Annotated in this window: 12 protein-coding genes; 9 read left to right on the forward strand and 3 right to left on the reverse strand. The window is 69.7% G+C overall.

Annotation, left to right across the window (positions count from 1 at the left end; genetic code table 11):
• Window positions 1–12: 12 nt before the first annotated feature.
• The 5 genes from OG490_RS13315 to OG490_RS13335 all read left to right on the forward strand — a co-directional run bounded on the left by OG490_RS13315 (window position 13) and on the right by OG490_RS13335 (window position 5,899).
• Entirely contained in the window at window positions 13–1,527 is a 1,515-nt protein-coding gene (locus OG490_RS13315) for a pyridoxal phosphate-dependent decarboxylase family protein (RefSeq protein ID WP_330296500.1), read from the forward strand.
• The gene (locus OG490_RS13320) at window positions 1,511–2,812 is read left to right on the forward strand and encodes a lysine N(6)-hydroxylase/L-ornithine N(5)-oxygenase family protein (RefSeq protein ID WP_330296501.1); all 1,302 of its coding nucleotides are present in this window, start codon (window positions 1,511–1,513) and stop codon (window positions 2,810–2,812) included. The genes OG490_RS13315 and OG490_RS13320 overlap by 17 nt, the downstream gene beginning before the upstream one ends.
• Window positions 2,809–3,411: a GNAT family N-acetyltransferase gene (locus OG490_RS13325; RefSeq protein WP_330296502.1), complete on the forward strand. Its 603-nt coding sequence runs from the start codon at window positions 2,809–2,811 to the stop codon at window positions 3,409–3,411. The genes OG490_RS13320 and OG490_RS13325 overlap by 4 nt, the downstream gene beginning before the upstream one ends.
• Window positions 3,408–5,189 carry an IucA/IucC family protein gene (locus tag OG490_RS13330; protein ID WP_330296503.1) on the forward strand — a complete coding sequence of 594 codons (1,782 nt, stop codon included), beginning with the start codon at window positions 3,408–3,410 and terminating at the stop codon, window positions 5,187–5,189. The genes OG490_RS13325 and OG490_RS13330 overlap by 4 nt, the downstream gene beginning before the upstream one ends.
• 194 nt (window positions 5,190–5,383) lie before the next feature.
• Complete coding sequence (locus OG490_RS13335) at window positions 5,384–5,899, forward strand: hypothetical protein (RefSeq protein ID WP_330296504.1); 516 nt, start codon at window positions 5,384–5,386, stop codon at window positions 5,897–5,899.
• 66 nt (window positions 5,900–5,965) lie between these two features.
• Here OG490_RS13335 and OG490_RS13340 read toward each other — a convergent pair whose 3' ends face one another.
• Window positions 5,966–7,561, reverse strand: coding sequence for a beta-N-acetylhexosaminidase (locus tag OG490_RS13340; RefSeq protein WP_330296505.1), 1,596 nt, complete (start codon window positions 7,559–7,561; stop codon window positions 5,966–5,968).
• A gap of 52 nt (window positions 7,562–7,613) precedes the next feature.
• Between OG490_RS13340 and OG490_RS13345 the strand changes: the two genes are divergently transcribed.
• The 3 genes from OG490_RS13345 (at window position 7,614) to glmS (ending at window position 10,717) form a co-directional block, all read left to right on the forward strand.
• Entirely contained in the window at window positions 7,614–8,447 is an 834-nt protein-coding gene (locus OG490_RS13345) for a DUF4429 domain-containing protein (RefSeq protein WP_330296506.1), read from the forward strand.
• A 107-nt stretch (window positions 8,448–8,554) separates the two neighbouring features.
• A complete protein-coding gene (locus OG490_RS13350) occupies window positions 8,555–8,830 on the forward strand; it encodes a hypothetical protein (protein WP_330296507.1) in 276 nt (91 codons plus the stop codon).
• Window positions 8,831–8,899: 69 nt separating this feature from the next.
• Entirely contained in the window at window positions 8,900–10,717 is a 1,818-nt protein-coding gene (glmS, locus tag OG490_RS13355) for a glutamine--fructose-6-phosphate transaminase (isomerizing) (RefSeq protein WP_330296508.1), read from the forward strand.
• Between the two features lie 109 nt (window positions 10,718–10,826).
• On the opposite strand, the gene OG490_RS13360 is transcribed toward glmS, so the two are convergent.
• Window positions 10,827–11,393: a GPR1/FUN34/YaaH family transporter gene (locus tag OG490_RS13360; protein ID WP_330296509.1), complete on the reverse strand. Its 567-nt coding sequence runs from the start codon at window positions 11,391–11,393 to the stop codon at window positions 10,827–10,829.
• Window positions 11,394–11,492: 99 nt separating this feature from the next.
• Window positions 11,493–12,023: a universal stress protein gene (locus OG490_RS13365; protein ID WP_328298807.1), complete on the reverse strand. Its 531-nt coding sequence runs from the start codon at window positions 12,021–12,023 to the stop codon at window positions 11,493–11,495.
• A 476-nt stretch (window positions 12,024–12,499) separates the two neighbouring features.
• On the opposite strand from OG490_RS13365, the gene OG490_RS13370 reads away from it, so the two are divergent.
• Complete coding sequence (locus tag OG490_RS13370) at window positions 12,500–12,820, forward strand: hypothetical protein (RefSeq protein ID WP_443065805.1); 321 nt, start codon at window positions 12,500–12,502, stop codon at window positions 12,818–12,820.
• The last annotated feature ends 232 nt before the right edge of the window (window positions 12,821–13,052 follow it).

Consider the following 13,052-nt stretch of genomic DNA (forward strand, 5'->3'; position numbering starts at 1 on the left):
GGAGGAAAGTTGATGCGTCAGCATCTGCTCAACGAGACGACCGCGGACCTCTACCGGCGCTCCGTCACCGAGGGAGTCGCGCGCGTCGCGGCCAAACTCGCGACCACGGAACGGCCCCACACCGGCATATCCGTGGACGAACTCGCCCCGGTCATCGCCGGCATCGACCTGGACGCCCCCCTCGAAGACGCGGCCGCCGCCCTCGACGAGCTGGAGGACGTCTACCTCCGCGACGCCGTCTACTTCCACCACCCGCGCTACCTCGGGCACCTCAACTGCCCGGTGGTCATCCCGGCCGTACTCGGCGAGGCCGTCCTCTCGGCCGTCAACTCCTCGCTGGACACCTGGGACCAGTCCATCGGCGGCACGCTCATCGAGCGCCGCCTCATCGACTGGACGGCCGGGCGCATCGGCCTCGGCCCCGGCGCGGACGGCATCTTCACCTCCGGCGGCAGCCAGTCGAACTTCCACGCACTGCTCCTGGCCCGCGACGAGGCCTGCCGCATCGTGATGAAGGACAGCGCCGGCGAGCTCCCGAAGTCCGAAGTCCTCCCCAAACTGCGGATCTTCACCTCCGAGGCCAGCCACTTCAGCGTCAAGAAGTCGGCCGCCATGCTCGGACTCGGCTACGAGGCCGTCATCGCCGTCCCCGTGGACCGGGGCCGCCGGATGGACACCTCCGTCCTCGCGCTGGAACTCGAGAACTGCGCCCGCGAGGGCCTCTTCCCGATGGCCGTCGTCGCGACCGCCGGCACCACCGACTTCGGGTCCATCGACCCGCTCCCCGAGATCGCCCGGCTGGCCGCCGAGCACTCCGCCTGGATGCACGTGGACGCCGCGTACGGCTGCGGCCTGCTGGTCTCCCCCACCCGTCGGCACCTGCTCGACGGCATCGAGTTCGCCGACTCGGTGACGGTCGACTACCACAAGTCCTTCTTCCAGCCGGTCAGTTCCAGCGCGCTACTGGTGCGCGACCGCGACACGATGAAGCACGCCACGTACCACGCGGACTACCTCAACCCCCGTCAGATGGCGCAGCCGGGGGAACCTCCCGTGCCCGCAGGGCTACGGGGGAGCATCCCCAATCAGGTCGACAAGTCGATCCAGACCACGCGCCGATTCGACGCGCTCAAGCTCTGGATGACCCTGCGCGTGATGGGCGCCGACGGGATCGGCTCCCTCTTCGACGAGGTCGTCGACCTGGCCGCGGCCGGCTGGGACCTCATCGACGCCGACCCGCGCTTCGAGGTCGTGGTCAAACCGCAGATCTCCACCCTGGTCTTCCGGTACGTGCCCGGTGGCGAGGTGCGCGCCGATCTGGTCGACGAGGCCAACCTCCATGCCCGCAAGGCCCTGTTCGCCTCGGGAGAGGCCGTGGTGGCCGGCACCAAGGTGGACGGCAGGCAGTACCTGAAGTTCACCCTCCTCAACCCGCAGACCACCACGGCCGACATCACGGCCGTGCTCGACCTCCTCGCCGCACACGCCGAGCAGTTCCTGGGAGAGTCCCTTGTCGTCCACTCGTGAGCCCCGTGACTTCATCGGAATCGGTCTCGGTCCCTTCAATCTGGGACTGGCCTGCCTGACCGCACCGATCGACGAACTCGACGGCCTCTTCATCGAGTCGAAGCCGCACTTCGAGTGGCACGCCGGGATGTTCCTGGACGGCGCGCACCTGCAGACGCCGTTCATGTCGGACCTGGTGACCCTCGCCGACCCGACCTCGCCCTTCTCCTTCCTGAACTACCTGAAGGACAAGGACCGGCTGTACTCCTTCTACATCCGGGAGAGCTTCTACCCGCTGCGGGCCGAGTACAACGACTACTGCCGCTGGGCCGCCGACCGGCTCGACAACGTCCAGTACTCCACCTCGGTCACCGAGGTCACCTACGACGAGCGGGCCGGCCTCTACGAGGTCCACACCGACCGCGGCGAGACCCACCTGGCCCGCCGCCTGGTCCTGGGTACCGGCACCCCGCCGTTCGTACCGCCGGCGTGCGCGCAGGTGGGCGGCGACTTCACGCACAACTCCGCCTACATGCAGAACAAGGCCGAGCTGCAGAAGAAGAAGTCGATCACCCTGGTCGGCTCCGGCCAGAGCGCGGCCGAGATCTACTACGACCTGCTCGCCGAGATCGACGTGCACGGCTACCAGCTCAACTGGGTCACCCGCTCCCCGCGGTTCTTCCCGCTGGAGTACACCAAGCTGACGCTGGAGATGACCTCCCCCGAGTACGTGGACTACTTCCACGCGCTCCCCGAGGACACCCGCTACCGCCTGGAGAGCCGGCAGAAGAACCTCTTCAAGGGCATCGACGGCGAGCTCATCAACGCCATCTTCGACCTGCTCTACCAGAAGAAGGTCACCTCGCCGGGCCCGGTCACCACCACCCTGCTCACCAACACCTCGCTGAACTCGGCCGCGTACGACCCCACCACGGGCACGTACACGCTCGGGCTGCGCCAGGAGGAACAGGAGCGCGACTTCTCCCTCTCCAGCCAGGGCCTGGTCCTCGCGACGGGCTACCGGTACGAACTCCCCGAGTTCCTGAACCCCGTACGCGGCCGCCTGAACTTCGACGGCCACGGCCGCCCCGACGCGGCGCGCAACTACAGCATCGACACCACCGGCCGCGGCGTGTTCCTCCAGAACGGCACCGTCCACAACCACTCGATCACCTCGCCCGACCTGGGCATGGCCGCGTACCGCAACGCGTACATCATCGGCGAGCTGCTCGGCCGCGAGTACTACAAGGTCGAGAAGTCCATCGCGTTCCAGCAGTTCGCCGCCCCGGAAGGCACCTTCGCATGAGCACCACCACCGATTCCCGCTTCACCCGCACCGACCCGGGCCTCGGCGCCTTCTCGGTCCGCCCGCTGGACCCCTTCGCCGACGCGGAACTGCTGCACGGCTGGGTCACGCACCCCAAAGCCGCGTTCTGGATGATGCAGGAAGCCTCGCTGCCCGACGTGGAGCGCGAGTACATGAAGATCGCCGCCGCCGAGCACCACGAGGCCTTCATCGGCCTCCACGAGGGCCGCCCCGCCTTCCTGATGGAGCACTACGACCCGAGTCGGCTGGAACTGGTCGGCCTCTACGAGGCCCTGCCCGGGGACGTCGGCATGCACTTCCTCGTCGCCCCCAGCGACACCCCCGTGCACGGGTTCACCCTCGCGGTCATCACCACCGTCATGGCCTCCCTCTTCGCCGACCCGGCGACCCGCCGCGTCGTGGTGGAGCCCGACGTCCGCAACACGGCCGTCCACGCACTGAACGAGGCCGTCGGCTTCGTACCCGACGGGCCGGTCGTCAAGCCGGAGAAGGAAGCCCTGCTGAGCTTCTGCACCCGCGAACAGTTCGAAGCCGCCACCGGTATCAGCACCGGTATCACCACGGGAGAGTCGATATGAGCCTCGCCGACGCCGTCTCCCACCTCTCCCCCGAGCTGTGGGCCCGCGCCAACCGGGCCCTGGTCAAGAAGGCCCTGGCGGAGTTCTCCCACGAGCGCCTGCTCACTCCGGCCCCCCTGGGCGACTCCCGCTACTCGGTCCTGAGCGACGACGGCTCCGTGGAGTACCGCTTCACCGCGGCCCTGCACGCCCTGGACCACTGGGCGGTGGACGAGGCCTCCGTCACCCGCCACCGGGACGGCGCGCAGCTGCCGCTGGACGCCATCGACTTCCACATCGAGCTCAAGGACTCCCTGGGACTGAGCGCCGAGGTCCTGCCCGTCTACCTGGAGGAGATCTCCTCCACCCTGGCCGGATCGGGCTTCAAGTACACGAAGCCGCAGATCTCCTCGTCGGTGCTGGCCAAGTCCTCCTTCCAGGACATCGAGACCGGCATGACCGAGGGCCACCCCTGCTTCGTCGCCAACAACGGCCGCCTCGGCTTCGGCGTGCACGAGTACCTCTCGTACGCCCCGGAGGCCGCGAGCCCGGTCCACCTGGTGTGGGTGGCGGCCCGTAAGGACGTCTCCACCTTCACGGCGGGCTCCGGCCTGGACCACGGCTCCTTCATGCGGGCCGAGCTGGGCGAGGCGGCCGTCGAGGGGTTCGAGGCGAAACTGAGGGCCCTGGGCCTGGACCCGGCGGACTACCACTTCTTCCCGGTCCACCCCTGGCAGTGGTGGAACAAGACCACGGTCACCTTCGCCGCCGAGATAGCCAACCGCCGCCTGGTCCTGTTGGGTGAGGGCGAGGACTCCTACCTCGCGCAGCAGTCGATCCGTACCTTCTTCAACACCAGCGCCCCCGAGAAGCACTACGTCAAAACGGCGATCTCGGTCCTCAACATGGGCTTCATGCGCGGCCTCTCCGCCACGTACATGGAGGCCACCCCGGCGATCAACGACTGGCTGCACCAGCTGATCCAGTCGGACGAGGTCCTCCGGTCGGTCGACTTCTCGATCATCCGCGAGCGCGCGGCGATCGGCTACCACCACCGCCAGTACGAGCGCGCGACCGACCGCTACTCCCCGTACCGCAAGATGCTGGCGGCCCTGTGGCGCGAGTCCCCGGTGGCCTCGCTCCAGGAGGGCGAGCGGCTGGCCACCATGGCCTCGCTCCTCCACGTGGACTCCGCGGGCGACTCCTTCGTCGGCGCCCTCGTCGCGGAGTCGGGCCTCACCCCGGCCGAATGGCTGCGCTCGTACCTGCGCGCCTACCTGGTCCCCCTCCTGCACTGCTTCTACCAGTACGACCTGGCGTACATGCCGCACGGCGAGAACACGATCCTCGTCATCGAGAACGGCGTGGTGAAGCGGGCGATCTTCAAGGACATCGCCGAGGAGATCGTGGTCATGGACCCGGACGCGGTCCTGCCGCCGGCCGTGGAGCGCATCAAGGCCGACATCCCGGAGGACATGAAGCTCCTGTCGATCTTCACGGACGTCTTCGACTGCTTCTTCCGCTTCCTGAACTCGATCCTGGTCTCCGAGGGCATCTGCGAGGAGTCCGCCTTCTGGCGGGCGGTCGCCGACTGCGCCCACGACTACCAGGACTCCGTCCCGGCCCTGGCGGACCGCTTCGCCCGCTACGACCTCTTCGCGGACGAGTTCCAGCTGTCCTGCCTCAACCGCCTCCAGCTGCGCAACAACAAGCAGATGGTCGACCTCGCCGACCCCTCCGCCGCCCTCCAGCTGATCGGCACCCTCAAGAACCCCGTCGCGCGGTTCGCGCGACGGTGATCAAGGGGCGGGTGCGCTGCCGACTACGGTCCCTCGGCAGCGCACCCGCCCCTTCCCCACTCCTGCGGCCCGACCCGGCCGACGACCGCATTCGCATGCGCGTACGATCTCTGCGATCACGAACGCCTCGGGAAAGTGGAGCGAGGGGCACGGAGACGATGTCTCCGTGATCAGCTGGAAGGAGACCGCGACCCATGCCCACGATGCGCAGGGCCTCCCTTGTCCTCGCCCTCACCCTGGTACTCGGAGGATGCATGTCCGACAACGGCGCCAACGATCCGCTTCCCCGTATGAGCAGGGCACATGCGGAGGCCTGGGCGGAGGACTGGGTCGACTCCATGGCTCGCACGGCCAAGTCCGAGATCATCTCGGACACGCTCAGCGCGAACTTCCACAACTGCACCGGCAAGAACGGCGAGACGGCCCACGACGGCCGGTTCACCCTGATGTTCAATGCACGCGCCAAGGTGCCCCGGGCCCAGTACGCCGAGGCCCTGAAGGCGTTGAGGAGCGAACTCGAGGCGCAGGGCTTCAAGGTCGTCGGCTACCAGGAAGGGCCCGGGCAGGAACGCGGTGCGTACGGTCTCCAGGCCAGCCGTCCGAAGGACAAGCAGTTCGTCTCCGCGGGCGATGTGGGCGACGACCTGTGGACTCTGTCCGTCGACACCCCGTGCCTCCTCCCTCCCGACGCCAAGCAGCAGCAGTTCTGATGGGAGGAGGCGCGGGCGGAGCGGCTTGCGGACCGCATCCGGCCGCCGCCCGTACACCGGCCCGCGTCACGACGACCACGGCACGTCCGGGGCGCGGTGGTAGTTGACGTCCTGGGAGTCCAGGCGGGGGGCCTGGGCCGCCAGGCGGCGGCTGTACGCGGTCCAGTCGTGGGCGGCGGGCGGGGACCAGCCGAGTTCCGCCAGGCCCAGCACCCTCGGGAAGGCCATGTACTCCAGGTCCGGGCGGGTGGCGATGGTCTCGGTCCACAGCGGGGCCTCCACCCCGAGGACCGCGGACTCCGGGACTCCGGCCAGGTAGGTCCCCGGGTCCCAGTCGTAGGCGCGGCGGACCGGGACGAAGCCCGCCCAGGCCAGGCCCGGCTTGGTCGCCGCGTCGTACTTCATGTCCAGGTAGAGCCGGTCCGCCGGGGACAGGATCAGCGGGTGGCCCGCCTTCGCGGCCGCGGCGACCGCCGCCTTCTCCGGGGCCGCCGTGCGGTCGTGGCCCCAGTACTGGAGTACCGCGCCCGGCGCCGGGTGCGCCGTCGCGAGCTGGTGCCAGGCGATCACCGTCTTGCCGTGCTCGGCCACGACCTGCTGCGCCCGGTCCATGAACGCCGCGTAGTCCGCCGCCGGTGTGGAGTGGGCCTCGTCGCCGCCGATGTGGAGGTAGGGGCCGGGCGTGAGCTCCGCCAGTTCACCGAGCACCTGGTCGATGAACTCGTAGGTCCGCTCCTGGCCCACGCACAGGGAGCTGAAGCCGACCTTGATCCCGGTGTAGCGCTCGCGCGCCTTTCCGTCGCAGTTCAGCTCCGCGTACGAGGCCTGCGCCGCGTTCACGTGGCCCGGCATGTCGATCTCGGGGACCACGTCCACGTACCGCTCCCCCGCGTACGCCACCAGGTCCCGGTACTGGTCCTTCGTCCAGTACCCGCCGGGCCCGCCGCCGACCTCGCTGCCTCCCCCGTACTGCGCCAGCTTCGGCCAGGAGTCGATCGCCAGGCGCCAGCCCTGGTCGTCGGTCAGGTGCAGGTGCAGGGTGTTGACCTTGTACTGCGCGAGCTGGTCCACGTACCGCTTGACCTGCTCGACCGTGAAGAAGTGGCGGGCCACGTCCACCATCGCCCCGCGGTACGCGAAGCGCGGCGCGTCCGTGACCGTCCCGCCAGGCACCGTCCCCGGACCGGACACCGGGAGCAGCTGGCGCAGCGTCTGGCCGGCGTGGAAGAGCCCGGCGGGCGTGCGCGCGGTGAGGGTGACCCCGTCGGGGCCGGACTCCAGCCGGTACCCCTCGGCGCCCGCCCCTGCCGTCCCCTCGTCGATCCGCAGCCGGATCCCGTCGCCCTCGGCGCCGTCGACCACGGGCACCGGCAGTCCGCTGGGTCCCCGGAGCTGCTCGGCGAGGAGTTCCCCGACCTTGCGGACCTCCTCGTCGTCCGTGGTGCCGGTACGCACGACCGTGCCCGGACCGAAGGCGTACCCCGGGCCCGCGGCGTGCGCGGAGACGGGCGCCGGCAGGATCCGTGCGTAAGGGGCGAGCACGGCGGAGCCCGCGCCGGCGGGCCGGGCGTCGTCGGCCCCGTGCGCGACGGTGCAGGACGCGGCGGCGGGGACGGCGGCGAGGACGAGCAGGGCGGCGAGCGCGCGGTGCGGGACTCTCATGCCACCAGGTATAGACCAGACGGGCCCGCAAGGACGGTGCGAGAATCCCGAGGTGGCGGAAATCATCCAGAAGGACGGTACGTGGACCTTCGACGGGGACTCGGTGCGCATCGTGCCGGGCCGCGACAAGGCGGTGGGACTGCTGCGCCAGACGCTGGGCGAGGTGGTCGTCCCGCTGTGCGCGCTCGCCGGGGTCTCCTACGAACCGGGGCGCAAGGCGGGCCGGTTGCGGCTGCGCCTGCGTGACGGCGCCGATCCGCTGCTCCAGGTGACGGGCGGGCGGCTACCGGAGGCCTCCGATCCGTACCGGCTGACCGTGGAGTCGGCCCGGGCCGGGGTCGCGGAGTACTTCGTGGACGAGGTGCGCAATGCGCTGCTGCTGGACCAGGTGGATCCCGGGCCCGCGGACTCCTACCTGCTGCCGGGGCCGGCGGTGCCGATCACGGTCGGCGCGGGCGACGGGACGGTGGCCTTCGACGGTGACCGGGTGGCCCTGGACTGGAACTGGACCACGGAGGAGGCCAAACGCTCGGGCGGGCCCCGGGAGTTCCGGATCCGGGACGTGCGGTCGGTGGAGTGGGCTCCGTCGAAGGGGCTGACGAACGGGTGGCTCCGCTTCACCCTGGCCGGTACGACGGCGGCCGCGCCCGCTCCGAAGTACGACCCGCACGCGGTGGAGCTGTCCGGCTTCAAGAAGGACCCGCTGATGGCGCTGGTCGCAGCGGCCGTGGCGGTCCGCATGCCCCACCCGGCGGCGGCGCCCTCGGAGGGGACCCACGACGTCCTGCTGCGGCGGCTGCGCGAGCTGGGGGAGCTGCACCGAGCCGGGATCCTGACGGCCGAGGAGTTCACCACGGCGAAAGCGGCGATTTTGGGACGTTTCTGAGCGTCCTAGACCGGAATTAACCCCTCCTCTGGTCCAGACCAGAGCAATCCTGCCCGATTTCGGGCAGGATCTTTGCGTTCTGCGGCTCGGACCGTCAATATCGACGGATGCCCGACCGCCGCCCGTCGTACGACGACCTCGTCGACCACCTGGTGCGCAGCACCTCGCTCCAGCGAGGGGAAGCCGCCCGTGTGGTGCTCGACGTGCTCGCGTACTTCGACGAGACGACGGAGGAGTTCGTCCGCCGCCGCCACCGTGAGCTCCAGTCCGGCGGCGCGGTCAACGCGGACATCTTCGAGCGGATCGCGGCCGAGCTGCCGCACCGCGCGGTGGCCCCGCCGGAGCTGTCGCTCCGGCAACTGCGGCGCATCGTCTACGGCTGACCGCCACCCCGTGGGGGCAGGCGCAGGGCAGCGGCAAGAGCAATCGAACTTCAGGAGGGGTAAGACCTTATGTGCGGAATCGTGGGTTATATCGGCAAGCGTGACGTGGCACCGCTGCTGCTGGAGGGGCTGCAGCGACTGGAGTACCGCGGATACGACTCCGCGGGCATCGTCGTCAACAGCCCGAAGTCCGCGGCCCTGAAGGTCGTCAAGGCCAAGGGCCGCGTGCGCGAGCTGGAGTCCCGGGTACCCAAGCGCTTCGCCGGCACCACCGGCATCGCGCACACCCGCTGGGCCACCCACGGCGCCCCGAGCGACACCAACTCCCACCCGCACCTGGACGCGGACAACAAGGTCGCGGTCGTCCACAACGGCATCGTCGACAACGCCTCCGAGCTGCGCGCCAAGCTCGAGGCCGACGGCGTGGTCTTCCTCTCGGAGACCGACACCGAGGTGCTCGTCCACCTGATCGCCCGCTCCCAGGCCGCGACCCTGGAGGAGAAGGTCCGCGAGGCGCTCAAGGTCGTCGAGGGCACCTACGGCATCGCCGTCATGCACGCCGACTTCCCCGACCGCATCGTCGTCGCCCGCAACGGCTCCCCGGTCGTCCTCGGCATCGGCGAGAAGGAGATGTTCGTCGCCTCGGACATCGCCGCGCTCGTCGCCCACACCCGCCAGATCGTCACCCTCGACGACGGCGAGATGGCCACCCTGAAGGCCGACGACTTCCGCACCTACACCACCTCCGGCACGACGACCACCGCCACGCCCGAGACCGTGGAGTGGGAGGCCGCCTCGTACGACATGGGCGGTCACGACACGTACATGCACAAGGAGATCACCGAGCAGGTCGACGCCGTCGACCGCGTGCTGCGCGGCCGGATCGACGACCGGTTCAACACCGTCCACCTGGGCGGCCTGAACCTGGACCCGCGCGAGGCGCGCGGCATCCGCCGGGTCAAGATCCTGGGCTGCGGCACCTCGTACCACGCCGGCCTGATCGGCGCGGGCCTCATCGAGGGCCTCGCCCGGATCCCCGCCGACGCCGAGCCGGCCTCCGAGTTCCGCTACCGCAACCCGGTCGTGGACCCCGACACCCTCTACATCGCGGTCTCCCAGTCCGGTGAGACGTACGACGTGCTCGCGGCCGTGCAGGAGCTCAAGCGCAAGGGCGCCCGCGTCCTCGGCGTGGTCAACGTGGTCGGCTCCGCGATCGCCCGCGAGGCCGACGGCGGCGTCTACGTGCACGCCGGCCCCGAGGTCTGCGTGGTCTCCACCAAGTGCTTCACCAACACGGTCGTGGCCTTCGCGCTGCTCGCCGTGCACCTCGGCCGCATCCGCGACCTGTCCGTCACCGACGGCAAGCGGATCATCGAGGGCCTGCGCAAGCTGCCCGCCCAGATCCAGGAGATCCTGGACGGCGAGGAAGACATCAAGAAGCTCGCGGCCGAGTACGCCGAGGCCAAGTCGATGATGTTCATCGGCCGGGTGCGCGGCTACCCGGTGGCCCTGGAGGCCTCCCTGAAGCTCAAGGAGATCTCCTACATCCACGCCGAGGCCTACCCGGCCTCCGAGCTCAAGCACGGCCCGCTGGCGCTCATCGAGCCGGCGATGCCCACGGTCGCGATCGTCCCGGACGACGACCTGCTGGAGAAGAACCGCGCGGCGCTGGAGGAGATCAAGGCCCGCAGCGGCCGGATCCTCGCGGTCGCCCACCGCGAGCAGGAGAAGGCCGACCACACCATCCTCGTGCCCAAGAACGAGGACGAGCTGGACCCGATCCTGATGGGCATCCCGCTCCAGCTCCTGGCGTACCACACCGCCCTGGCCCTGGGCCGGGACATCGACAAGCCGCGCAACCTGGCGAAGTCCGTCACCGTCGAGTAGCAGCGCAGCGGCCGTGCACCTGTCGGCCGCGCACGAGGAAGGCCCCCGGGGATCCCCCGGGGGCCTTCTCGCGTACCTGCGCCGCAGGCTCGAGCCGTCGCTCGGGCCGTCAGCTCGCGGCGACCGCTCCGCTCGAACCCTTGCCGAGCGCCATCGGCCAGCTCGCCAGCGCCGCGGTGGCGCCGTACCAGGCCAGCAGCCCGGAGAGCGCGGCCGCCCAGCCTGCCGCCTTGACCAGCCCGCCGGTGTCGGCGAACGTGCCTATCGCCAGGAGCAGCAGCGAGAGGGTGAACAGGCCGTACACGCCTTGACCGAACAGGCCGCCCGAAGCAGCGGCGGTGAGGGTCAGCGCGAGCATGGCGAACAGGACGAGGAACATTCCGGCCGCGTGTGCCGAAACCTTTCCGTCAGCGCCGTTGGCCCAGGTGAACCAGAAGGCACCGATGCCCGCGAACGCCGTTCCGTTGAAGCCGTTGCCGCCGCGGAATTCGAGGATCCCGAGGACGAACAGGGCGAGACCGCCAAGGAAGGTCGCGAGCGACACGGAGTTGGCGACGGTCACACCGCTGATGACTCCGGTCTGGCCGATACCGAACGCGAGAAGGGTGAGCCCCAGGGCGATGTGCCCGAGGGTCGAAGTCGAGGCCTTGCTTCCCGCAGAGACACCATTGTCCACGGCGGGCTCCCTTCGATCTGCAGTTGTTTGCTGCGTCCCAGCAGCATTTATCTACCCCTTACAAGGGGGTTCACAACCACACAATCGACATACAGTCGGTTACGGGATGACAACAACCGGTCGCTGCGCCCGCTTCGCCAGCCGGCCCGCCACCGATCCGAAGATCCGGCCGACGATCCCGTGCGTGGAACCGACCACGATGGCGTCCGCCGAGTACTCCCGGCCGACCTCCTCCAGCTCGTGGCAGATGTCCCCGCCCCGCTCGACGAGGATCCACGGGACCTCGGCCAGATAGTCCGCGCAGGCCAGCTCCAGACCCAGCACCTCGGTGCGGTGGTCCGGCACGTCCACGAAGACGGGCGGCTCGCAGCCGGCCCACACGGTGGTGGGGAGCCGGTTGGCGACATGGACGATGATCAGACCCGATCCGGAGCGACGGGCCATGCCGATCGCGTACGCGAGGGCGCGCTCACTGGACGTGGATCCGTCGAATCCCACGACGACCCCGTGCCGGAAGGCCGGGTCGCAGGGATGACGTGGTTGTTCCACCGCGCGCAGGTCGGCCGATTCGGGGTCGGCGAGGCGTTTGCGCTTGCGGTCCGCGGGTTCGGAGAATTCGTGACCGGCCATGGGTGTCTCGGCGAAGAGGTCCTCGGGCGAAGGGACAAGGCAGCTGGGCGGCAGTGGGCGGAAGTGACGATGCGAGCGGTGAAGATTCGGAGAATGGCAACTCAGTGTGACTGAGCTCTGTCCGGGAAGCATCTTCCCAAGCCCATACCCACCAGGGTACGGCGACACTCCTGTGCTGCACAGGGCTTGCCGCCCCTGGAGAGCGTCCAAGGGAGCATGCCGCAGCGACGCTGCCTTGGCAATGGCCGCTGCCCCCTACAGCCAGTGACGAGCTACTCCCCCGCCGGGCACGTGCCACCCGTGCGCGCAGTGACCGAGCCGCGCCGCCCGCCGTTGGACACGAGTCCGACCGTCCAGGAAGAGCACGCAGGGAGCACGCCGTGCCCGGTCATCCGGTTCACCCCGTCCAGCCCGCTCAGTCGCCCGCTCAGCCGACGCAGTCCGTCCACATGCCGCCTCCACCGCTTCACCCGTCCGTGCCATCCGCGAGGCGCCCCCACGACGACCCCGCGGGTGACGTGGTGCGCTGGGCGGCCTTCAGCTGCCTGCTCGTCCCCGTCGTCCTCGTCGTCTACGGGACCTCCTTCGGCGGGGCGGCGGTGGCCACCCTCGGCCTGGCCGCCGTCACGGCCGCCTGCCGGGTGCTGCTGCGCCACTCGGAGAAGGCCGGAAGGAGTGCGGCGGCGGTTCTCGTGGAGGACCGCACGGCGGCCGCCCAGCGCGGCCGGCACTCGCGCGCCGGGGCCGGAACGCACCGCGGTTGTCATGGTTCCGGCGGGATGTCCCCTCACGACTGACCGGTTCGCACATCCACACCCGCATGTTTTCAGCCAACTTCCCGGCAGGTCACCCCCCTTGCCGGAATGTCCCCCCACCCCCCTCACCATCAGCGAAGACGGTGCCGGAGGGGGGCTTTGACCCTATGGGTACTGGCCATGGCCGGACAGCGTGCTTCCCACCCGGGTAGCGGAGTGGAACGCTTCCTGATCGAATGCTTTTCGCCAAGTTGCCAAGTCGACATAGCGCTGC

The organism is Streptomyces sp. NBC_00503, assembly GCF_036346895.1.
In the GTDB taxonomy this organism is placed as follows: domain Bacteria; phylum Actinomycetota; class Actinomycetes; order Streptomycetales; family Streptomycetaceae; genus Streptomyces.